Genomic DNA, 23,512 nt, shown 5'->3' with positions numbered 1-23,512 from the left:
CTTTTCCCTTGCCTATTTTAATCATCTAATATTTTTTTGGAAATTTCTTTACAGTACCGAACAGGAAAGCAGCAAAGGCCGCCAGCAAAAGTCCATAAAATACATAGCTTTCATTACCTTTATATTCTTTTTCTTTAACTTTCACTTCTGGGATTTTTTCCGGGACAATGGCTGGCTTTGGTTCTAACTGCTTTAATTCCACCATTTGCAGCACATAACCTTTATGGTTTTTTATAGATAGAACTCCATCATCGCTAATTTCCTTGGTTGTTCCTTGAACATCTTCTGTTACAAAAATATCTTTGTCAGGAAAAAATTCTTTTTCTCCTTGTTTAAATATTTCTCCTTGTTTAATCATCCCATGCTTAAAAGATTGAAATCCGTAGTCAAATAATAATGCTGTATCGTCATATTTATCACGTTTCAGGTCGGACCTTAAGACCACGGCTGTTAACTTGATTTTCCCGTTATCAGCCGTGGTAGACAATGTTTGTTTAGATTCTGTTGTATACCCCGTTTTCCCCCCGGTTATGCCAGCAAATGGGTACTCGCCTAAAAGCATCTTATGATGAGAAAGAATATTTGTCTCCCATGATTTCCCTTTCCAATGCAGTTTTTTTGTTCCAAAAATCTCCATAAACAAAGGATTTTTGATCGCATAATTAGTAATTAATGCCATATCCTGAGCTGTTGTATAATGGTTTTTATCAAATAAGCCGCTTGGATTTGTGAAATGGGTATGCTGGATACCAATCGTTGTTTTTAAATAATCATTTATATGTTTGGAAAATTGTTCTACGCTGCCATCTACTTGTTCTGCAACTGCAACGGCGGCATCATTTCCGGAGTTAATCAGCATTCCTTGAACCAGCTTTTTTAAAGGAACCTTCTCTCCTTCAACCAAATAAACTCTTGTCCCATCTTGTCTAACGGCATAGGCACTGATAGTTGCAATACTGTCCAAGTTACCTTTCTCAATAGCATAAATGGCTGTGGCTATTTTTGTTAAACTCGCCGGATACATCTTTTTATCCGCATTTTTATTGTAAAGAACTGCATTTGTTTCTGAATCCAAAAGCACAGCTGCTTCGCTTTTTAAGGCCAATTTCGGTTCTATTTTGGCATAAACTGTTATTTGGCTTGAAAAAATTAGAACAATAAGAGAAATAATAAATAAAATCCTGCTCAAAACCAACACCCTTATATTAGTACTATTATCCTAATCTAGTTTAACAGATTGCTGCCAGAAAAAAAGAGATTTTCCATAAAAAGTTATAAAAAAGCGGTAAGGAGCTTCCTTACCGTTTTTTTTTATTAGATTTTTTTTCTTGAAATCAACAGTGATATTTGCGCCATAATAAATGGCAACGATGATTTCTTTCTATAAGCTAAATATTTTGCTTCCCAAATATTGGTATATTTTTCTTTAAAATATTTTAATCCCTGAAAATGGTAAATTACATGACCATGTAAAAAAATTTGGGCAGCAATTTTTTCGCTTAAAAAGGAAAATTTCGATAAGCCTACATTTGCTAATGGGGCCATGCCCATATTGAAACGCTCATATCCCTGCTTCTCCGCCCAATCAATTAAAGAAAGAAAAAGATAATCAACGGTACCTGCAGGAGCATCATGTTTAAAGCGCATTAAATCTACTGAAATGGTTTGTTCATCATAAACATACATCATGCTGACAAAGCCGAGAATTTGGGAATCTTTATTTCTAACAATGGCAATTGGTGCTTTATTTAAATAATTTTCATCAAAATAGCCAAGCGAGAACCCCTTCTCTTTTCTTCCTTGAAGCCAATCAACGGAAATTTCATTTAATTCTTGCAATAATTCGTCTGTAAATGGAGGTTCCAGTAATTCAAAAACATACTTTTCGCGGCTGAATCTATTTTGAATTACCCGTAATCCTTTCATTTTGATCCCTGAAAGAGAGAAGGTCTTTAAATCGACGAAAGCTTCTTCTCCCAGCTTAAAGAATGCGAAACCATGATTATGCAAAAGCGGCAACATTTCTTCACTAATTTGATAAAATACTGGAGTATAACCATATAAATCGGCAATTTCCTGAAATTCGGCAATTGCATTTGAAACCTCGCTTTTTTCTCCAATAGGTTCTCCAAGAATAACTAATTTATCGGCATATGGTTGAAAAGCAATTAATATATCTCTTTTTCTATTCCAAAAAATGTATTTATCATGCAATAAAATTAAATGGGATAAGACCTTTCCTTTATATTTACGAAAATGGTTGAGTATTTCTGCTTCCTGATAGATTGATTCCTCAAATTTCCACCTTTTAGGAAGACTAAATAAATAGCCAGCAGACAGAATCATAAAGGCAATGATCAGTCCTATTAAGGCACTCGTAAATAAATCATGAGGATCCACAATCACATAGGGCAATAATTTTTCCGGCATAGCGACTTTAGCGCTTGGCAAATTAAGATAGCCAATAATCAGGTACATCGATGTAATGACTAGAATAACCATTATATCAAAAATCGTTTTTCCCCATGTAAGCACATAGCTTTCTCGATAAAACTGACCCTTTGACATTCTTAATATGAGGGCTACAATTATTAAAAAAATCGCCTCTTCATAATCAATGCCCTTAAATATCGAGAATAAAGCCGCTAAAATTAATGCAAACATTGTTAAGTCATAAGCCCGTTTCACACTATACTCAATTCCGCGTGATAACCCTAACAATAAAAAACCTGCTGCTACGGAAAGCTGGTGGGACACGTTAATAATTGGTAATGCCAAGAGCTCCTGCGCGACTCTAAGCCTTGACATAATACCCGGGACACTTGCTGATAACAGTAGAATAAGCCCCGATAAAAAAACGAGCAAGGTCAAGACACTATGGCTTAACCCTTGAAGAATTAACATCGGTAAATCATTCCACGATTTATTCCACTTTTCCCAATACAGCTTGACGAAGAATACCAAACTAACTAAAAATGGGATAAAATAATACCCAATCCGGTACAGAAGGAGTAAAACCAAAACCTTTTCCTCCGGAATATGCAAATCCTGCATGCCCCAAATAAAAACGAGATCAAATGAACCAAGTCCACCAGGAATCATACTAATAATTCCTGCACAAGCCGAAACAATATAAACGGGAAATAACTTTTCAAACGAAATATCAATTCCTAAGATTTTGCTTAGAATATAAATAGCGATAAACACGGCAAACCATTCGACAATTGAAACAACAATCAGCTTTATCCCTGCACTTTTCGAAAGAAGCGGCTGGTTTTTCTTTTTTGCGTTGATCAAATGAATGATAATAAAAACAGGGAGATATAGACCTACACCTAACACGGCAAAATATAACCATTTAACATCAATAAACAAGGGGAAATTCCGATAACGGATGGTCACGATCCAAGCTAATACAGAGATGCCAGTTAAGTAAAAAAGGGATACGGAAGCAATAATGCTTAATAGTCTTCGTTTATCATTCTCAAGCTTGTGAAAAAAATATGTCCTTAACATGGCTCCAATTAAGCCGCCAAAGCCAATTAAGTTAGAAAACGAGTTAGCGATGAAAGACTGCTCTAATAGTTCCCTTTTCGGGACTTTAATCCCTAGGACTCGTACTAAGATCACATCATAAAAAATCATTGGCAAAACCGCCGCGAATGTAACTATTAGAATGAATAATATGACCCAGGCGTTTAATTGATTCAATTCATTTTTAAGTAATTCCCCATTTAAATCACTGGTAAATTTCCTTATTTCACTAATAGCGAAAATCAATAAAAACAATGGGAAAATAAATTTGATTCCTTTAATGATCTTTTCTTTTTTAATCCCCAACAAGAAAACCACCTATTTTTTATTCCTGTTTTTACTATAAACGTTTCGACATGAAAAACAAAGAAATAATACCTATATTTATTATTTTTGACAGCTTTTCCTCTGTTCAATCATAAGCTATTTTCCCTATAAAAATAGAAATTGAAAAAAGTAGACAAGTTTTCTGCCCTCTACTGCATAAGAATAGATGAGGACAAATTGTAGAGGAGGGTTTGATTTGAAGTTTCTAGTTTTTAAGAAGGAAACTTTCATCTTTTTTTTAGCTGTAGGGATTATGTTAGCCGCTATATCCACATGGTTTGTGCTAAAAGCCGGCGATACGGCTGTGTTTAATCAACAATCAGAAGATAATATTCGTGAAATTCATATGGTGACGGCTGAGTTTAAGACCACAATGAAAAATGGAAAACAATTAGAAGCCTATAGATGGGACCCAGGAACAATCTTTTTAGAAAAGGGCGAGAAGGTTAACCTATTTATTAGTGGAATAAACGGTGAAAAGCACCCTTTTTATATTGAAGGGACCGAAATAAAAGGTGAAGTGAAAAAAGGCGAAGAGACAATAGTCCCGCTCCAGTTTAATAAGGAAGGAACCTATCGGTTAATTTGCGAGGTCCATTCCAGTAGAGACCACAATGGTCCGATGATTGCTTATATTATTGTCGATTAGAACAGAAGATTGATTTCTTCTGTTTTTTTGTGTTCTTATATTATAACAATTTCTCATTTGAAAATATTTTATAATACAGAACAAACTCCATCAGATAATACAGTTCATAAAACGTTCAAATTCCTCCTTTAAAAACCTCAATATCGGCAGGATTCACAATATCTTAACATTTCCAACCAATTTCATTAAAGTTAACTGTTATACTTAATACATAGAGAAAACACTCCATCTGTTATACAATTTTATAATATTATGAGGTGATTAATATGGAACAATGGAAAGGATTCAAAGAAGGACTTTGGACAAAGGAAGTAAACGTTCGCGACTTTATCTTAAAAAATTTTATACCGTATGAAGGTGATGACTCATTTTTAACCAGCGCTTCAAAAGCAACACAAAAATTATGGGATCAAGTATTGGAACTTTCTAGGTTAGAACGGGAAAAAGGCGGTGTCTTGGAAATGGACACCGAAACAGTTTCTACTATCACCTCTCACGGTCCGGGTTACTTGGATGAGGATCTTGAAAAGATTATCGGTGTCCAAACAGATAAGCCATTTAATCGCTCATTACAACCTTTCGGCGGAATTCGAATGGCAAAGCAATCGTGTGAAGCTTATGGATATGAGTTAAACCCAGAAATTGAAAGAATTTTTACAGATTACCGAAAAACTCATAACCAGGGTGTTTTTGATGCCTATACAAATGAAATGCTACTAGCTCGTAAAGCAGGGATTATCACTGGCCTTCCAGATGCTTATGGCCGCGGACGTATCATTGGGGATTACCGCCGTGTAGCTCTATACGGTGTAGATTTCTTAATAGCAGAAAAACAAAAGGATTTTATTCTGACCAGCAAGGTAATGACAGAAGATACAATCCGGCTGCGTGAAGAGCTGTCTGAACAATACCGTGCCTTAAAGGAATTAAAAGAACTCGCCAATGGCTATGGATACGATATTTCCGGACCGGCTAACAATTCTCAAGAGGCCTTCCAATGGCTATATTTCGGATATTTAGCCGCCATTAAAGAACAAAACGGTGCCGCCATGAGCCTTGGCCGTGTGTCTACGTTCCTAGATATTTATATTGAAAGAGACCTGCAAAACAGCACAATAACGGAGGAAGAGGCACAAGAATTAGTCGATCATTTTGTAATGAAGCTCCGTCTCGTCAAATTTGCCCGGACCCCTGATTATAACGAACTATTCAGCGGTGATCCGACATGGGTGACAGAATCAATAGGCGGGATGGCCATTGACGGACGTCCACTTGTGACAAAAAACTCATTTAGGTTCCTTCACACTCTTGATAACCTTGGTCCAGCACCAGAACCTAACTTAACTGTATTGTGGTCCACAATGCTTCCTGAGAATTTTAAGAGGTTTTGTGCCAAAATGTCCATCAAATCAAGCTCAATTCAATATGAAAATGACGATATTATGAGGCTTGAATATGGCGATGATTATGGAATTGCGTGCTGTGTATCGGCAATGGAAATCGGCAAACAAATGCAATTCTTCGGTGCCCGTGCTAATCTAGCAAAAGCACTTCTCTATGCCATTAACGGCGGCATTGATGAAAAATTAAATATTCAAGTAGGACCAGAATACCGTCCAATTACTGGTCATACACTCGAATACGAAGATGTCATGAAGAAATTCGATCAAATGATGGATTGGCTTGCCGAACTTTATATAAATACATTAAATATAATTCATTATATGCATGATAAATATAGCTTCGAACGAATTGAAATGGCCTTACATGATACTCAAATCTTACGGACTATGGCAACAGGAATTGCTGGTTTAAGTGTTGTTGCTGATTCTCTTAGTGCAATCAAATACGCAGAAGTAAAGGTTATTCGTGACGAGAACGGTCTTGCAGTCGACTTTGAAACTAACGGAGATTTCCCTAAGTATGGCAACAATGACGACCGAGTGGACAGCATCGCAGTTGAAATCGTGGAAAACTTTATGAAAAAATTACGCAAACACGTGACTTATCGGAACTCCGTTCATACATTATCTGTTTTAACAATTACTTCAAATGTTGTTTATGGTAAGAAAACGGGGAATACACCTGATGGACGCCGTTTGGGAGAACCTTTTGCACCTGGAGCTAATCCAATGCATGGTCGCGACACAAAAGGAACACTTGCCTCGCTATCTACTGTTGCTAAACTCCCATACAGTTATGCAATGGATGGGATATCAAATACTTTCTCAATTGTTCCGAAAGCTTTAGGAAAAGAAGAAGAAAGTCAGGTAAGTAATTTAGTCTCAATACTAGATGGTTATTCTATTAAATCTGGACATCATTTAAATGTAAACGTCTTTAACCGCGAAACATTGTTAGATGCAATGGAGCATCCTGAGTTGTACCCGCAATTAACCATTCGTGTTTCTGGATATGCTGTTAATTTCATCAAACTTACAAAAGAACAACAACTTGATGTTATTAACCGAACTTTCCACGAATCATTATAACAATCAACAGTTCTATTAGATTACTCTTTGGCTTAAACAGATAGGAGGAAAAAAATCATGATCGGAAATATTCATTCGATTGAGACATTAGGAACAGTCGACGGACCTGGAATTCGTTATGTTATTTTTACTCAAGGGTGCTTGCTGCGCTGTCAATTTTGCCACAATGCCGATACTTGGGAAATCGGTTCAGGCAAACAAATGACTGTTTCCGAAATCATGAATGATTTGGAATCCTATCTCCCATTTATCCAAGCATCAGGAGGCGGGATTACAGTTAGCGGCGGCGAGCCTCTGCTGCAAATCCCCTTCTTAATCGAATTATTTAAACAATGCAAACTGAAAGAGATTCATACAACTATTGACTCTTCCGGAGGCTGCTTTACCCATTCTAAACTTTTTATCCAGCAGCTTGAAGAACTTTTAAAATATACCGACTTAATATTGCTTGATTTGAAGCATATTAACCGCAAAAAGCATATTAAACTTACTGGAATGCCAAATGACCATATTTTAGAATTCGCTAAATTCTTATCAGATCAAAAAGTACCTGTTTGGGTTCGCCATGTCCTCGTTCCCACGGTTACCGATGACCCAGTTGACTTGCTAGAATTAGGAGCATTCATCCGAACGCTTCAAAATGTCCAAAAAATCGAGATTCTTCCATATCACAAACTGGGTGTTTATAAATGGGAGGCATTGGGTCATGATTATCCATTAAAACATGTTACCCCCCCATCAGAGGAACAGGTTAAATACGCACAGCATATGCTAACAAAACAATGATAATATACTGTCGGACACTAATTTTCCATTAAATTAGTGTCTTTTTTAAATTGATTATTTGGTTATTCTCCTATATACTCTTATCATTGGCTTATTTGATAGTCTTGCTGCGAGGTGAAATTTTTGTTCCAACTACTTATCGACCACTCAGATATTAATACCATAAACGCTTTATACGTTAGTATTTACTTCGGACTGGTCCTGAAATATCTTTGGATATGGGGTGTTGAGTATACTTTAAATGGCTCTTCTTCCTATGTCAAAAACACAAAAATTATTCACCCGTTTTTTCTAACTAAGAAAAGAAACGGTTTATATGTAAGTATTTTCCTAACCCGAGTTGTTAAATATATTCGAAGAAAAGATTGCCCTCAGGATGAATCTGAGGAGCCTATTTCCCTCCTTCCTGCATTCACAATTTAATCATAATTTTTAGGAGGAAATATGAAAACAAAAAAATCTTCAATTTTTACAGTCATTCTATTACTAGCAACAAGCGTACTATTATCTGCTTGTTCTTCACAGTCACAAAACGAAAATAATACAGGGTTCTTCCATCATTATTTCGTTGAGCCTTTTTCGACTATTATTAATACTATTGCCGATTTATTTAATGGAAACTATGGGCTTGCGATTATCATTGTTACACTTATTATCAGATTGGCACTAATGCCATTAATGCTAAAGCAATATAAAAAACAAATGGACATGAAAGAAAAAATGGACATTTTGAAACCGGAAATGGATGCCATTCAAAAGAAAATGAAGGCTGAAAAAGATCCTAAGAAGAAACAAGAACTGCAAGCTGAAATGATGGGACTTTATCAAAAACATGGCGTTAATCCACTTAATATGGGTTGTCTGCCGATTCTTATTCAGATGCCAATTTTAACTGCTTTCTATTATGCCATTCGCAGTTCAAAAGAAATTGCCACACATAAATTTTTATGGTTCAGTTTAGGACATCCAGATATTATTATTACCATAATTGCTGGATTGGTTTACTACTTCCAATTTAAAGTGTCACAATCAAGTATGCCAAAGCAGCAGCAAGATCAAATGAAATTCATGGGACTGCTTTCCCCTCTGATGATTGTAATGTTTTCCTTTAGTGCTCCTGCAGCACTGCCGCTTTATTGGGTAGTCGGGGGAACATTCTTAACTATTCAAACAATTATCAGCCATAAGCTTTATCGAAATAAACAGCCAATCGTTCAGGCTAATCATAAATAAGTGATAAAGAAGCATCGTTGCCGGTGCTTCTTTTTTATAGATCCAAGCTATTTCCAATAATCAAGCCGCAGAATAATATGCCCAATCCTAATGCTAGGCTCAATACTACATATACGTAAAATGACGCATCTTTACCTGCCATTTTTATCTGTTCAGATTCAAGCATAAATGTGGAAAAAGTTGTAAAAGCCCCCATGAAGCCTACGCCTGCAAGTGTATAAATATGGCCGTGGAGCTCTAAACCAACTATTAACCCCAATAAAAATGCCCCTAATAAATTTACAACAAATGTTCCATAAGGAAACCCGGATGTTCCTTTCAACAGTCTGCTTAATCCAAACCGGCAAATTGCCCCGAAAAAACCGCCGATTGAAACAAATAGAATCTCTGTCATAGTTATAAATCCACCTATCTTGATTCGCCCAATTTTAGACCGATTCTTACGAAAAAAAGTCCTCCAAAAAGGCTGATTAATATGTATAAAAGTGCAAATAAATAATCCCCTTCTTGCATTAACCTGATTGTTTCCAAGCAAAAAGTTGAAAATGTTGTATAAGACCCGATCACCCCAGTTGTTAGTGCCGTCAAAACTTGCGGAGGGATTTTTTTTAGATTAACAAATTTTTTTGTAATCCATCCTAATAAAAATGCCCCCGACAAGTTCACTAATAATGTTCCATAAGGAAAGTTTGAACTTCCAAATTCCTCCGCTGTAGTGGATAGTATATAACGTATAATACTTCCGATCATGCCCCCGACACCTACAAAGAGATAAGTCATCCTAAAACACTCCAATTTTCCAAAATATACTTCATTTTACCATATCCTCGGGCTTTTCCATTTATTCTTTAGGATAGATTTTATTTTGCACGGTATGCTAAATATGTACAACTCAAATAAAGGGGTGCAAAAAAGATGAAAAAAGGATTGTTCATTACAACCCTAATTTTTAGTCTTTATTTAACAGGCTGTGCAAGAAATAATGTAAACGATGATGTTGCCTATCGTAATGCAAATGAACCAACAAGGGTGAATTACAATGCCCTGAATAATGGAGGGCAAGCCATTACCGGTATAGACGTACGGGATAATAGACAAGATTATAATGCAAAACGAAACAATGATTTACTTGATGTCAGAAATGATAATCATTCAAAAATGCGTGTTGCCGATGATGCAGCAAGAAAAGTGGCGAACCTGCCAGATGTTGACCGTGCAAACGTGATTGTGACTGAAAACAATGCATATGTGGCAGCAAAATTAGACCAGGCCTCACGAAATGGTTTGACATCAGATATTGAAAATCAAATTTCAAGGGCTGTAAAATCCGTGGATAGCGATATCGATCGTGTTTATGTATCAGTAAACCCTGATTTTTATGACCGCTTCAATAATTATGCCGGAGACATTCGGAAAGGACGACCATTATCAGGATTCTTTGATGAATTTACAGAGACTATCCGAAGAGTATTTCCAGATGCACGGTAGTTGTTAAATTAGAAAAAATGCCCGGCATTCATTAGCCGGGCATTTTTATTTTATACATCCTGAAAATATTCCTTGTAGAAACCGCCTACTTTTCCGGAATTATCAATAATGTAATAAAATTCTTCCGTTTCATTTTTTACATCATAAACATTTCCCACGGTAAGAACTTGGTCGACAATATATTTTTTTGCATCCGTATGAATACATTTTACCTTTTTTATCGTCTCCCGATCACGCCAAGTTAAATGAATCAATGCTGCCACCGTCCTTTAATTCTTTGTACCGATATAAGTATAATAAAAAGGACTATTATAGTGCAACAATTGAGTAAACTTCATTGGAGGTTTTATTAAAATCTAAGATGTTAGAAAAAAACTGACAAATTTGTGAAAAGGATGTTTTAGGGGTTCTCAAAACGGGAAATAAACATTACAATAATAAAAACTGAATATTCAATCCATTTTCCGAGGAGGGCATTCACACATTGAAAATTATGAGTAACGAGCAGTTGGTTGTTTCGTATCGGGATGCATTAAAGTCTGGAAAGGAAAAGGAATGGATAAAAATTTTAAAACAGGAAATTGAACGAAGAGGATTAAAACCAATTAAAAATCGTTAAACAAAAAAAACCGCTGAAATTATAAAGTTCAGCGGTTTTTATTATTTTATCCTTCAAGCAGCAGCTTTTCTGGATCTTCTAATAATTTCTTAATCATTACTAAGAAACTAACAGCTTCTTTACCGTCCACAATTCGATGATCATAAGAAAGTGCTAGATACATCATTGGACGGTTTTCTGTTTTTTCTTTATCAATCGCTACCGGCCGAAGCTGAATGGTATGCATGCCTAGTATACCAACCTGTGGACCATTTAAAATCGGCGTTGACAGCAAGCTGCCGAAAACTCCGCCATTTGTAATGGTAAATGTTCCGCCTTGTAAATCCTTTAATGACAACTTGTTGGATCTAGCTTTTTCGGCAAGCTGCATAATATCGCCTTCGATTTCAGCAAATGACTTGCGGTCGGCATCCCTGACAACAGGAACTACTAGTCCTTCATCCGTTGAAACCGCAACGCCAATATCATAAAATTTTTTAAGCAACAGCTGATCGCCTTGAATTTCCGCATTTAATAATGGGAACTTCTTTAACGCTGCTACGACAGCTTTTGTAAAGAACGACATAAATCCAAGCTTCACATCATGCTCCTCATAAAATTTATCTTTACGACGTTTTCTTAAGTCCATTATAGCAGTCATATCTATTTCATTAAAGGTTGTTAACATAGCAGTTGTCTGCTTTACTTCCAACAACCGCTTGGCAATCGTCTGTCGTCTTCGGGACATTCTTTCATAGACGATTGGTTTTGAAGTGTCCTCTACATTCCCCTGTCCTCCTGTTGGCACCATTTTCGGAGTTGATGCTGGTTTGCGCGAAACATTTGAATCAAATGAGGATACATCCTGTTTCCGAACCCTTCCTAATGGATCAGGAGTTGGCACCTCTTGCAAATTAATTCCTTTCTCCCTGGCCAATTTTCGTGCTGCAGGTGATGCTATTGGGCGTTGGGTCAGATCTTTCCCATGTTCTACTTGCTTTTCATCCGCAGGTTCATTCTTATTTGCAGCTGAAATTTCTGGTTTTACCGTTTCAACCTGTGTTTCTTGTGGTTTACTTTCCGCTGCAGAAGGTGTTCCTGCTCCCCCTTCACTCACAGTTGCTATGGTCTCACCAACTTTAACTGTATCTCCTTCACTGAATTTCTGTTCTGTTAGTGTTCCAGAATAATCAGAAATAACCTCAATATTAACCTTATCCGTCTCTAGTTCAAGTAAATAATCCCCTTTTTCTACATACTCACCAACATTTTTCAGCCATTTAGCGATCGTCCCTTCGGTAATCGACTCAGCTAATTCAGGTACTTTTATTTCAGCCATTTCTATTACCTCCTTCATCACTTCTAGATAATGCAGCGGATAATATTTTTGATTGAATTACTTTATGAACAGTCGGCTCTCCTTCGGATGGACTCGAACGCCGGCGGCGACCGATATATTGTACTTTAATATCATTTAAAGTAAGCTCATTAATCCGTGGTTCCACAAATGTCCATGCCCCCATGTTTTTTGGTTCCTCTTGAAGCCAGTAAACCTCTTTCGTATTAGGATACTTCGCAAAAAGTTGTTTTAACTTCTCAGTAGGAAATGGATAAATCTCCTCGAGCCTCATAACCTGTAGCCACTCAAAACCCTCTCCCCCTTTTACCTCTTCTGCAATGTCAATGGCAATTTTCCCCGTACATAGGACAAGTCGTTCAACTTGTGTATCATTTCTTGAAAATGAAAATTGCTCTAACACCGGTTCAAAGGTGCCGTTACTAAGTTCAGAACCATACGAAGCGACAAGGGGATTTCGCAACAAGCTTTTTGGGGACATGAGAACGAGCGGCTTTACCTCGTCCCTTGTCAATTGTGCCGCTTGACGCCGTAACAAATGGAAATACTGAGCGGCACTTGTTACATTTGCAACGGTCCAGTTCTTTTCAGCAGCGTTTTGTAAAAAGCGCTCCGGCCTTGCACTAGAATGTTCTGGTCCCTGTCCCTCATACCCATGAGGAAGCAGCATGACGAGCCCTGATTTTTGCCCCCATTTGGCTCTGCCTGCAGCAATAAACTGATCAAACATGACCTGTGCAGCATTTGCAAAATCTCCAAACTGCGCTTCCCATATCACTAATGTCTCTGGTGAAAACACATTATAGCCATACTCAAAACCAACAACAGCCGCCTCGGTTAAAGGACTATTATAAATTGCGAATGATGCTGTTACTGATGATAAATTGTGCAGGGGCAGGAAGGTTTCACCTGTTTGTTCATCATGCAATACAAGATTTCGGTGTGCGAAGGTTCCGCGCTCTGTGTCTTGCCCTGTAAAGCGAATCGGTGTACCATCTGCTAAGATTGTAGCAAACGCCAAGGTTTCTGCTAGTGCCCAATCGACCTTACCGTTTTCGTCAAATGCAGTTGTTCGTCTTTTTAAAATTTTTTCAAGCTTGTTAAATACATGAAATTTTTCCGGCCATTGAAGTAACTCTTCATTCATCCTTTTTAATGTATCCATCGATACGCCCGTCTCAAGCTTCATCGTGATTCTATCAAAGTCAGGCGGGTCTGGAAGGAGGAATTCTTCATCTTTATTCACCGAAACCTTCTGCTTTGCATCTTGCAGCTTTTGAAAAATAACCTTTTCTAATTCGCCAATTTCTTGTTCATTGGCAATACCTTCTGTCAACAACTTATCTTTATAAAGATCTTTGACAGTTGGATGTTTATGCACAAGCAGATACATCTTAGGGTTCGTAGCCATAGGTTCATCCATCTCGTTATGGCCAAACCGGCGATACCCAATTAAATCAATTAGGATATCCTTTTGAAAGACCGTCCGGTATTCTGCAGCGATTAATGCTGCTTGTATACAGCTTTCAGGGTCATCAGCATTTACATGAATGATAGGAATTTCAAATCCTTTCGCTAAGTCACTGGAATAGCGGGTCGAACGGGAATCATATGATTCAGTGGTAAAACCTATCATATTATTTGCTATTATGTGGATAGTTCCGCCTGTCCGGTACCCGCGTAAACGGCTTAAATTTAACGTTTCAGCGACAATCCCTTCACCCGGAAAGGCCGCATCGCCATGGATTAATATGGCAAGGGCCGACTCGAAAGCCTCACTTGGATAACCAGCTTGATTTCTTTGGTCCTGAGCAGCACGAGTGTATCCTTCAACCACAGCACCTACATATTCTAAATGACTTGGATTATTGGCAAGGGTAATCTTGACCGTCTTTTCATTTATACCTTTGAGCTCGCGGTTCAAACCAAGGTGATATTTGACATCCCCTGTCCAGCCAAAATTGATTCCAATCGACCCTTCGGAAGGAACTAGCTCCTTATTTGGGGCATGCTGAAATTCAGCAAAGATCATTTCATAAGGTTTTCCTAGAACATGGGCAAGAACATTTAACCTCCCTCGATGTGCCATCCCAATATTAATTGTGTCAGCTCCGCCATCCACCGCTTTGGCAATAATTTCATCAATTAACGGCACCATTATATCGAGCCCTTCAATAGAAAAACGTTTTTGCCCTACAAACGTTTTGTGGAGGTATTTCTCAAATTCTTCCACTTCAATTAGCCTATTTAATAATTTCAGCTTTTTTTCTTTGGTGAAATAAAATTGGTTATTATTATTTTCTATTCTTTCAACCAACCAATTCCTCTCTTTACTATCATGAATATGATCAAATTCGTAAGTAATTTTTTTTGTATAAACTTGTTTTAAATACTCCACTGCTTCATAGGCAGATTTATTTACTAGCATCGGATTTTTAGAAATTATTCCAGCTGGCAATGCCTGCAAATCATTTTCAGATAATCCATAACTTTCAAGATCTATATGGGTCTTGTCCGGCTGATGGTTTCCTAATGGATAAATATCAGCAGCTAAATGTCCATAAGTCCTAATTTGATCAGCTAGTTTTATGGCAGCGTACATTTTTTCATTCTCAACCGTTTGAATATTTAATTCACCTGTAATGGACGGTTCGAGTTCATATAGGTCAGCTTCATCCATTTCTGCAAACATAGATCGCATTTCTTCCTCCACTGAAAGAGGATCTTGTTTATATTTTTCAAATTGGTCAATTAAATAGCCTAGGTTGGGACCAAGAAAATCGTTTAGGATATGTTTGTTATTTTGATTTCGACTAGTCATCATCAATCCCCCTTATCCCGGTATGTACCACTAAACAATTCTTTTTCCTTATCATGTCATAAAAATAGAAATCACAAATTGACATAAGTCAATATATTTCTATGATGTGTTTCTTGATTAGTGTGTCTTAAATGGTCACAAAAAATTTTCCAAAATAAAAAAAACACATCTATTCTCTAGATGTGTAATACCCTTTTTCCTCACACCAAAACTGGCTGAAAAGAAAGCTCTTCTAATATAGCTGTTATTTGATCAGCGGCATCGTTAAAATGCTCGGCCAAAATATCAATAAATTCCTTTTCATATTCTAATCTTGCGTGGTCATACCTAGGGTCATAATAATATTCAAGTAATATTGGAATCATCGCTTGATAATTCCGTTCTTTGAGTGCCTCTAACAGCTGATTTTTAATATCGGTATCCTTTATCCGTTTTAAAACCCGTTCCATACTAATAGAAATTTTTTCATGATACCATGGTTCCTGCTCGTATGGAAGAACATATTCAGATACTAAATGCTTTACCCTTTGTTTAAGCGGTGTTTGAATATATAGATTAACTCCTTTGAATTTTACATCCATTAATTTTTCCGGCTGAACAGCTTTGCCAATTCGTTTGCTTTCAGCTTCAACAAGAAAATAATCAGCATCCTGAATTTCTTGAAGCCCTTTAAATAAAAGCGAATCAAATGTTTTTTGATTGTTCCCTTCACCAAGACCAACCGTTCCAAAGATGGATCCCCTGTGTCCGGCCATTTCCTCTAAATCTAAAATTGGGAAACCTCTTCTCTTTAGAATCTTTAATACTTCAGTTTTTCCCACACCCGTCAGTCCGTGTAAAACAACTGCTTTATCAGGAATCATTGTTGGAATCATTTCCAATATATAGTGACGATAAGCTTTATATCCGCCGACCAAGCGCCAAGCATATATGCCGGCAAATTCTAAAAAGGTCACTACAGATTTACTGCGCATCCCGCCTCGCCAACAATGGATCACTACCTCCCGGTTTTCACTATAGGATTTAATTTTTTGCAGCATGCTGGGGATTTTCGGTGACACAAGCTCCATTGCACGCCATTTGGCTGCAGCCTGTCCTTCATGCTTATAGATGGTCCCTACCTCTTGGCGTTCCTCATTTGAAAATAAGGGGATATTTATTGCTCCTGGTATCGCTCCATCTTTAAACTCAATTGGTGAGCGTATATCAATAATCATTGGGTCCTTAAGGTTAAAAAGTTCTTCAACTGTAATATCTTTCATAAAAAAAACGCTCCTACTATTTTTTCAGTTCAAAACAAACAAAACTTCCTATCCGGAAGTTTAAAATGGTTTGCAGAAAAAGTTTTCTAAGAATATATATATAATTATATAGGAGTTTCAGGAAGCTATCAAGAAGACGAGATTTCCATCCTTGATTTGGTTTCATAAAAATAGGTCTGCCCCTTTAAAGGAACAGACTACTATACATTATACTATATTGGATTTTTGTTTAAAAATGGACATCAACTGCTCCATTTCTGCCAAATTATTTTTTGCAAATAAATCTACAATCCGGCTGCCGACTACAACGCCATCACAGTTTTTTGTAAGATCTAGCATTTGCTCTTGATTTGAAATCCCAAAGCCTGCTAATACAGGGATTGGACTAACCTCTTTTACCGCTTGTAAATAAGCATGTATATCACCGTCAAATTCATTTCTTACACCAGTTATTCCTTTAACCGTGACGGTATATAAAAATCCGTTTCCTTTGGTAGCAATCTGTTTAATACGCTCAATTGGCGTTGTCAGTGTTACAAGTCGAATTAATTCTATTCCTGCTGCTTCGAGCTTAGGTGCAATGATATCCTCTTCTTCCAATGGCATATCCGGAATAATACATCCATCAACCCCAGCATTTTGAATATCGTGTACAAAGCTTGCTATACCATATGCATAGATAGGATTAAGGTAGGTCATAAGAATAATTGGAATATTGATGGACTCCCTTGCTTCAGCGAGTTTAGCCACTATTCCCTTAAGTGTCGTACCATTGTTTAATGCCCTGATTCCCGCTTGCTGGATTGTTGGCCCATCAGCCACCGGATCAGAAAATGGAACACCCACTTCAATCGCAGAGGCTCCGAATTTCTCAAGCAGCTGCAGTCTTTCAACTAAGGAGTCTAAGCCGCCATCTCCTGCCATAATATATGGTACGAATGCCTTTGAACCATTATTGTTTAATAATTGAAAGGTTTTTTCGATACGGTTCATCAGTTATTTCCCCCTCTTAGTCTTGCTCTTACAGCATCAACATCCTTATCTCCCCGGCCTGACAGGCATACCACAATATTCTTTGAAGGTCCTAACTCTGCTGCCAGTTTAACTGCAAATGCAACTGCATGAGAACTTTCAAGAGCGGGAATGATTCCTTCAAGCTTTGTTAATAGCTGAAACGCATCAAGCGCCTCTTTGTCAGTAATAGAATGATAATGAGCCCGTTCGATTTCTTTTAAATAGCTGTGTTCTGGACCTACTCCAGGATAATCAAGACCTGCAGAAATTGAATGTGCTTCTTGTATCTGACCATCCTCATTTTGCAATACAAACATTAATGCCCCGTGAAGGACTCCCGGTTTTCCTTTTGTTAAGGACGCTGCATGAAAAGGTGTATCAACTCCTTGGCCGGCAGCTTCCACACCATAAAGCTCAACTTCTTCCTCCTCGATAAAAGGATAAAACATCCCCATCGCATTGCTGCCGCCGCCTATACATGCTACGACGGCATCTGGGAGTGATTCGTTTCTCTCTAAAAATTGTTCCTTTGTTTCCTTGCCGATTACACTTTGAAAATCTCGGACGATCATTGGGAACGGGTGCGGACCAGATACGGAACCAAGTAAATAATGAGTATCTTCGACATTCGCTACCCAGTATCTTAAAGCTTCATTTACGGCATCTTTTAAGGTCGCGCTTCCGGAGGTAACACTAACGACTTTGGCCCCTAATAATTCCATTCGAAAGACATTTAGCGCCTGTCTTTTGATGTCTTCTTCCCCCATAAAAATGATGCAATCTAAATTTAGCAATGCACAAACAGTTGCGGTGGCAACACCATGCTGCCCAGCACCGGTTTCTGCTACAATTTTTCTCTTGCCCATACGAAGTGCCAGCAATGCCTGGCCAATCGCATTATTAATTTTATGGGCGCCAGTATGGTTTAAATCTTCCCGCTTTAAATAAATATTGGCACCGCCGGCGTATTTCGTCAGGTTTTCAGCAAAATATAATGGCGTTTCTCTGCCGACATATTCTTTCGAAAGACGCTCGATTTCCGAGGTAAATTCCGGATCCAGTTTCGCCGCTTCGTATGCATCAGTTAATTCTGTTATGGCCTTCATTAGTGTTTCTGGTACAAATCTTCCTCCAAATTTGCCAAAGTGGCCTGTATCGTTAGGGAGTGTATAAGCGGTCATTTAATTTCTCCTCCTATTGCGATTCCTTTTGCCTTCTCTATGAATGCTTTAATTTTATTTAGATCTTTTACTCCATTTGTTTCTACACCAGAGCTAACATCGATCATTAATGGCTTGATGATTTCAATGGCACTTTCCACATTCTCTTCATGCAGCCCGCCGGCAAGAATGACTTTTTTATTGTTTAGCAGATTTTTATCAACTTGATGCCAGTCAAACACTTTACCATTCCCGCCGCGGTATTCTCCTTTAGGACTATCCAGCAAAATATAATCTGCTGGATAGGTCCCAATGCTTGCTAGCTGTTCATTCCCTTGAAAACTTACAGCTTTTATTACAGGATAGGAAAGTGATTGACAAAATTCAGCCGTCTCATCTCCGTGCAATTGAATATGCGTAAGACCAACAATTGAAGCGATTCTCTCAATCTCTGGAAGCGTTTCATTGACAAATACTCCAACCTTATAAACTTCTGAAGGAATGTGGGAGGCGATTTCTCTCGCTCTCTCCTCCGAGACCTTTCGTTTACTTTCAGCAAAAACAAAACCAATGGCATCCGCTCCATACTCGGCTGCTTGAATCCCAGTTGTCACATCCGTAATTCCACAGATTTTTACTTTCATTGTTTTGCACCTTTAACTAATGGCAGCTGGAACTCATTAAGGGTTTTCCCAAGGCTTGAACTTTTCATAAAAGCTTCACCGACCAAAATTCCATTCGCCCCGGAATTCCTGACCCGTTCAACATCCTGTATATGGTGTAGGCCGCTTTCACTAATTAAAAAAGCACCAGAACTTTTTACCATCGCTGCTAATTTTTCAGTTACTTCTAATGAAACATGAAAGGTTTTTAAATCCCGGTTATTAACACCTATTAGTTTCGCACCAGTTCTAAGCGCTATTTCCAACTCAGCTTGATTGTGAACCTCCATTAAAACTTCTAAACCATTGTTTTTAGCATATTGATATAAAGCTTGCAGTTCTTCTTCATTTAACGCAGCAACGATTAAAAGCACCAAATCAGCCCCGCAGCCACTTGCTTGATCAATTTGAAGAGGGTCAATGATAAAATCTTTACAAAGTATCGGGAGCTCGACAGCCTCCCGAACCGCTATTAAATCGGAAAAAGATCCTTTGAAAAAAGTTTGGTCCGTTAAGACAGATATGGCACTCGCTCCATTTTTTTCATAAATAGCAGCTTGTTCAGCGGGTTTCACGGAATTATTAATGGTACCTTTAGATGGTGAAGCCCTTTTGAATTCAGCAATAATGGCAATTTCATCTGCTTTTTCTAGTTTTTCAATTAAAGACCTTTTTTTAAAATGGGGTTCTGGAATTACATTTCTATTCTCTCGAAGGAGTTTTACCTCTTTCCTCTTTTGTTCAATAATTTGATCTAAAATTGTACCCATTTTATATTGCCTCTCTTTGCATGCCTTTAGATTTCTCAATTAAAGCAGTTAATTTTTCATAAGCTGCTCCTGAATCAATAATTTCTTCTGCTTTTTTTATTCCAGCCTCAATCGAATCCACTTTAGCCGCTGTGTATATACCAATGCCGGCATTCAATAATACTGTGTCACGATATGCCCCTTTTTTCCCTCTTAAAACATCCATTAAAATTTCGGCGTTTTCTTTAGCATCGCCGCCTTTAATTGCACTGTTATCATATTGCTGCAGTCGAACATCTTCAGGAGAAAATGTTTTATACGTAATGACTCCGTTTTCTAAAATAGCAAGATGGTTTTCCCCTTGTAACGAGGCCTCATCCATATAACCAGCCCCGTTTATAACTATCGCTCTCTTTCTTCCAAGCTGCTTAAGTACCTCTGCGAATACGGTTAATAAATCACGTCGGTATACACCAAGCAGCTGGTAATCAAGTTCGACCGGATTCGTCAGCGGACCGATAAAGTTAAAAATGGTGGGAATTTTAAGCGCCCTTCTGACCGTTGTCACCTTTTTTAATTTTGGATGTACATGAGGGGCAAATAAAAAGGCAATTCCGATTTCATCAATTATTTCCTCAATTGCCTCGGGACTTAAGTTTAAATTCACTCCTAAATATTCCAGTACATCGGCACTTCCTGTTTTACTGGAGATACTCCTATTTCCATGCTTAGCGACTTGAATACCTGCACCCGCAAGAACAAAAGCTGATGTTGTGCTAACATTAAAGCTCGAGGAACCATCGCCGCCTGTGCCGCAATTATCAAGAACATTCGGAAACTTCCTTTTAAATTTCAGCGTATTCCCCTGTAAAGCTTTAACAATACCTACAATTTCATCTACTGTTTCGCCTTTTGATTTCAACCCCATTAAAAAGGCTGCAATTTCTGATTCGGAAACCTCTTCACCTAAAATAGAATCTACGGCTTCCTTCATTTCATTTTCTGAAAAAGATCTACGCTCAGCTAATTGGAGTAAATAACTCTTCATCTCTTCTCATCCTTTCTATCTCTGCTAAAAAGTTCTTCAAAATTTGCATTCCTGTCGGGGTGCCAATTGATTCCGGATGGAACTGAAGCCCGTAAATAGGATAGTACGAATGCTTAATGGCCATAATTTCGTTATCATCCATCGAGTGTGCTACACATTCCAGATCTTCCGGAAGGCTGTCATGATCAATTGATAATGAATGATAGCGCATTACTTCTAAAGGGGACGCAAGGTAAGCAAATATGCCGCTGCTGTTATGACTGATCAACGATGTTTTTCCATGTTTGATTGAGCGAGCCGTTCTGATTTTACCTCCGAAGGCAGCTCCAATCGCTTGATGCCCTAAACAAATACCTAAGATTGGAATTTCTCGGTAGAAGGTTTGAATTATCTCCATGCAAATTCCTGCATCCTCAGGTCTGCCAGGCCCCGGCGATAAAATAATTGCATCGGGGTTCAACTGTTTGATCTCATCCATACTTAATTGATTGTTGCGATAGACTGCCACCTCTTCACCAATTTCACCTAAATATTGATATAAGTTAAAGGTAAAGGAATCAAAATTGTCGATGAGTAAAATCATTTTGCTTCCCTCCCCTCCAGAAATGATTTTAATTTATTAGCTGTTTCTTCATATTCTAATTCAGGATTAGAGTCATACACTATTCCTGCGCCAGCTTGAATATATGCATTGCCATCTTTCAAAATCATTGTCCTTATTGCAAGGGCAAAATCAATATTTCCATTTGCCGAAACATAACCTATTGCACCTGAATATAAACCACGCTTAGATCTTTCTAAATCATTTATAATTTCCATAGCCCGAACCTTAGGTGCGCCTGAAACAGTGCCTGCAGGAAGACAAGCTGCAAGGGCATCAAGGGCCGTTTTATCGGAACGAAGTGAACCGCTGATCTCAGATACAAGATGCATTACGTGGCGGAACTTTTCAACGGCCATATACTTATCAACCTGAACTGAACCAAACTCACATACCTTTCCAAGATCGTTCCTGCCGAGGTCAACAAGCATTTTATGCTCAGCAAGCTCTTTTTCATCATGCAGCAAATCCATTGCTAGTTCTGTATCCTCAGCGCTCGTTTTTCCCCTTTTTCTCGTCCCGGCAATTGGGTTGGCAGTTACCGTACTTCCTTTCGTTTTAATTAAGCTTTCCGGTGATGAACCAATTGCGGTATAACCATCAAACTCAATATAAAACATATAAGGGGTTGGATTATGCGACCGGTGTTTTCGGTATAATGTCAATGGGGAACCATTAAATTTCGATTTCATCCTTCTTGACAGCACTACTTGAAAAATATCCCCAGCGAGTATATGCTCTTTGGCAGTCTCCACATTTTTGATAAATGCTTCCCTTGTTGTTTCGGAATCAAATCCCGCAAAGGAAAAGGTTTCTTCTTCATCAAAATCATAATTTTTTTTCAGTTCCGCTTCCCTTATGGCCATTCTCTGTTCCACCGCGTCAGAGCTTTCTTTGGTTAAAGGGATTCCGCAAATATAAACCTTTTCTTCCAGGTGATCATAAACAATTGCTTCCTCATAAAACATTAAATGAACATCGGGCATCTCCAAACCATTTGGGTACCCCTCGCCAATCTTCTCGTACTGTCTGATGATGTCATAACCAACATAACCAACTGCCCCGCCAATGAACGGGAATGGAAGATTGTCCTGTAAACTTGAAGGAAGCAGATCGTTTAACACATCCAATGGATTTCCTTTTATCTTATTCTTTTCACCGCTACGCTTAATGACTGTATTTTCATCACCATAGGATATCAGCTCAAAAGAAGGATCGGCTCCGATAAAGGAATAGCGCCCTGAGTGATTAAATTTATTTGAGCTTTCCAATAAAAATTTCTTGTCCCCACTAATCTTTTGCAAAATTGAAATCGGTGTAAGGACATCTCCGCTAATCTCTCTGACCAAGAAATCTGTTTTGATTTTCATTTCTCTGCTCCTCTCAACTAAAAAACAACGCTTAATCGGACTAAAAAAAAAATTCGTCCTCCAGAAACATAACAGTTGTTATGTTTCTGGAGGACGAATCTTAGATCCGTGGTGCCACCTTCATTAGCTAAAATCAGCTCACTCTACCGGTATCAAAGCCAAAAGCTTTTAATACCTGTCTCATATAACGATGAGATTTTCGCCAAAGCCTACTAAATTCAAAAAATCGTTCGGTTTGGAGGCTCAGAAGTCCATTCACCAATACATTTTCACTGATTCGCACCAACCATCAGCTCTCTTTAGAATTTGTAAAAGCTACTCCTCTTCATCAACGCCAAAACAATCATTTAATTGATATTTA

The 23,512-nt window shown here is 38.0% G+C and carries 21 protein-coding genes and 1 other annotated feature; of the genes, 6 read left to right on the top strand and 15 right to left on the bottom strand.

Features of this window, described 5'->3' with window-relative positions:
• Positions 1-25: 25 nt before the first annotated feature.
• Positions 26-1,198, bottom strand: coding sequence for a D-alanyl-D-alanine carboxypeptidase family protein (locus IE222_RS09560; protein WP_370465026.1), 1,173 nt, complete (start codon positions 1,196-1,198; stop codon positions 26-28).
• A gap of 116 nt (positions 1,199-1,314) precedes the next feature.
• Positions 1,315-3,840 carry a bifunctional lysylphosphatidylglycerol flippase/synthetase MprF gene (gene mprF, locus IE222_RS09555; protein ID WP_223282633.1) on the bottom strand — a complete coding sequence of 842 codons (2,526 nt, stop codon included), beginning with the start codon at positions 3,838-3,840 and terminating at the stop codon, positions 1,315-1,317.
• Between the two features lie 217 nt (positions 3,841-4,057).
• On the opposite strand from mprF, the gene IE222_RS09550 reads away from it, so the two are divergent.
• The 4 genes from IE222_RS09550 to yidC all read left to right on the top strand — a co-directional run bounded on the left by IE222_RS09550 (position 4,058) and on the right by yidC (position 9,021).
• Entirely contained in the window at positions 4,058-4,510 is a 453-nt protein-coding gene (locus tag IE222_RS09550) for a cupredoxin domain-containing protein (protein WP_191272114.1), read from the top strand.
• A 266-nt stretch (positions 4,511-4,776) separates the two neighbouring features.
• Positions 4,777-7,002: a formate C-acetyltransferase gene (gene pflB, locus IE222_RS09545; RefSeq protein ID WP_191272112.1), complete on the top strand. Its 2,226-nt coding sequence runs from the start codon at positions 4,777-4,779 to the stop codon at positions 7,000-7,002.
• A gap of 57 nt (positions 7,003-7,059) precedes the next feature.
• Entirely contained in the window at positions 7,060-7,788 is a 729-nt protein-coding gene (pflA, locus tag IE222_RS09540) for a pyruvate formate-lyase-activating protein (protein WP_191272110.1), read from the top strand.
• Positions 7,789-8,232: 444 nt separating this feature from the next.
• A complete protein-coding gene (gene yidC / locus IE222_RS09535) occupies positions 8,233-9,021 on the top strand; it encodes a membrane protein insertase YidC (protein ID WP_191272108.1) in 789 nt (262 codons plus the stop codon).
• A 34-nt stretch (positions 9,022-9,055) separates the two neighbouring features.
• Here yidC and IE222_RS09530 read toward each other — a convergent pair whose 3' ends face one another.
• Entirely contained in the window at positions 9,056-9,415 is a 360-nt protein-coding gene (locus IE222_RS09530; protein ID WP_191272106.1) for a fluoride efflux transporter FluC, read from the bottom strand.
• Between the two features lie 14 nt (positions 9,416-9,429).
• Positions 9,430-9,801, bottom strand: coding sequence for a fluoride efflux transporter CrcB (gene crcB, locus IE222_RS09525; RefSeq protein ID WP_191272104.1), 372 nt, complete (start codon positions 9,799-9,801; stop codon positions 9,430-9,432).
• Positions 9,802-9,936: 135 nt separating this feature from the next.
• Between crcB and IE222_RS09520 the strand changes: the two genes are divergently transcribed.
• Positions 9,937-10,509, top strand: coding sequence for a YhcN/YlaJ family sporulation lipoprotein (locus tag IE222_RS09520; RefSeq protein WP_191272102.1), 573 nt, complete (start codon positions 9,937-9,939; stop codon positions 10,507-10,509).
• A 50-nt stretch (positions 10,510-10,559) separates the two neighbouring features.
• On the opposite strand, the gene IE222_RS09515 is transcribed toward IE222_RS09520, so the two are convergent.
• On the bottom strand, positions 10,560-10,763 hold the full coding sequence (locus tag IE222_RS09515) for a DUF6501 family protein (protein WP_191272100.1): 204 nt from the start codon (positions 10,761-10,763) through the stop codon (positions 10,560-10,562).
• 239 nt (positions 10,764-11,002) lie between these two features.
• On the opposite strand from IE222_RS09515, the gene sda reads away from it, so the two are divergent.
• Entirely contained in the window at positions 11,003-11,128 is a 126-nt protein-coding gene (sda, locus tag IE222_RS09510) for a sporulation histidine kinase inhibitor Sda (RefSeq protein ID WP_370465031.1), read from the top strand.
• A 46-nt stretch (positions 11,129-11,174) separates the two neighbouring features.
• On the opposite strand, the gene odhB is transcribed toward sda, so the two are convergent.
• The 10 genes from odhB to trpE all read right to left on the bottom strand — a co-directional run bounded on the left by odhB (position 11,175) and on the right by trpE (position 23,151).
• On the bottom strand, positions 11,175-12,446 hold the full coding sequence (gene odhB / locus IE222_RS09505) for a 2-oxoglutarate dehydrogenase complex dihydrolipoyllysine-residue succinyltransferase (protein WP_191272098.1): 1,272 nt from the start codon (positions 12,444-12,446) through the stop codon (positions 11,175-11,177).
• A complete protein-coding gene (locus IE222_RS09500; RefSeq protein WP_223282637.1) occupies positions 12,439-15,285 on the bottom strand; it encodes a 2-oxoglutarate dehydrogenase E1 component in 2,847 nt (948 codons plus the stop codon). Before IE222_RS09500 ends, odhB begins: the two co-directional genes overlap by 8 nt.
• A 200-nt stretch (positions 15,286-15,485) precedes the next feature.
• Positions 15,486-16,547 carry a tRNA 2-selenouridine(34) synthase MnmH gene (gene mnmH, locus IE222_RS09495; RefSeq protein WP_191272094.1) on the bottom strand — a complete coding sequence of 354 codons (1,062 nt, stop codon included), beginning with the start codon at positions 16,545-16,547 and terminating at the stop codon, positions 15,486-15,488.
• A 207-nt stretch (positions 16,548-16,754) separates the two neighbouring features.
• Positions 16,755-17,540 carry a tryptophan synthase subunit alpha gene (gene trpA / locus IE222_RS09490; protein ID WP_191272092.1) on the bottom strand — a complete coding sequence of 262 codons (786 nt, stop codon included), beginning with the start codon at positions 17,538-17,540 and terminating at the stop codon, positions 16,755-16,757.
• A complete protein-coding gene (gene trpB / locus IE222_RS09485; protein WP_191272090.1) occupies positions 17,540-18,742 on the bottom strand; it encodes a tryptophan synthase subunit beta in 1,203 nt (400 codons plus the stop codon). The genes trpA and trpB overlap by 1 nt, the downstream gene beginning before the upstream one ends.
• Positions 18,739-19,365, bottom strand: coding sequence for a phosphoribosylanthranilate isomerase (locus tag IE222_RS09480; RefSeq protein WP_191272088.1), 627 nt, complete (start codon positions 19,363-19,365; stop codon positions 18,739-18,741). Before IE222_RS09480 ends, trpB begins: the two co-directional genes overlap by 4 nt.
• Complete coding sequence (gene trpC, locus IE222_RS09475) at positions 19,362-20,153, bottom strand: indole-3-glycerol phosphate synthase TrpC (protein WP_191272086.1); 792 nt, start codon at positions 20,151-20,153, stop codon at positions 19,362-19,364. Before trpC ends, IE222_RS09480 begins: the two co-directional genes overlap by 4 nt.
• 1 nt (position 20,154) lies before the next feature.
• A complete protein-coding gene (gene trpD, locus IE222_RS09470) occupies positions 20,155-21,180 on the bottom strand; it encodes an anthranilate phosphoribosyltransferase (RefSeq protein ID WP_191272084.1) in 1,026 nt (341 codons plus the stop codon).
• Positions 21,152-21,763, bottom strand: coding sequence for an anthranilate synthase component II (locus IE222_RS09465; protein ID WP_191272082.1), 612 nt, complete (start codon positions 21,761-21,763; stop codon positions 21,152-21,154). Before IE222_RS09465 ends, trpD begins: the two co-directional genes overlap by 29 nt.
• On the bottom strand, positions 21,760-23,151 hold the full coding sequence (trpE, locus tag IE222_RS09460) for an anthranilate synthase component I (RefSeq protein WP_191272080.1): 1,392 nt from the start codon (positions 23,149-23,151) through the stop codon (positions 21,760-21,762). The genes IE222_RS09465 and trpE overlap by 4 nt, the downstream gene beginning before the upstream one ends.
• 86 nt (positions 23,152-23,237) lie before the next feature.
• Positions 23,238-23,492: a binding site (T-box leader), on the bottom strand.
• Positions 23,493-23,512: the final 20 nt, after the last annotated feature.

Origin of the sequence: Neobacillus kokaensis, from assembly GCF_014656545.1 — a bacterium.
GTDB classification, from domain to species: domain Bacteria; phylum Bacillota; class Bacilli; order Bacillales; family Cytobacillaceae; genus Neobacillus; species Neobacillus kokaensis.
Note: the sequence above shows the minus strand (reverse complement) of the source record. Positions and strands in the feature narration are given on the sequence as shown.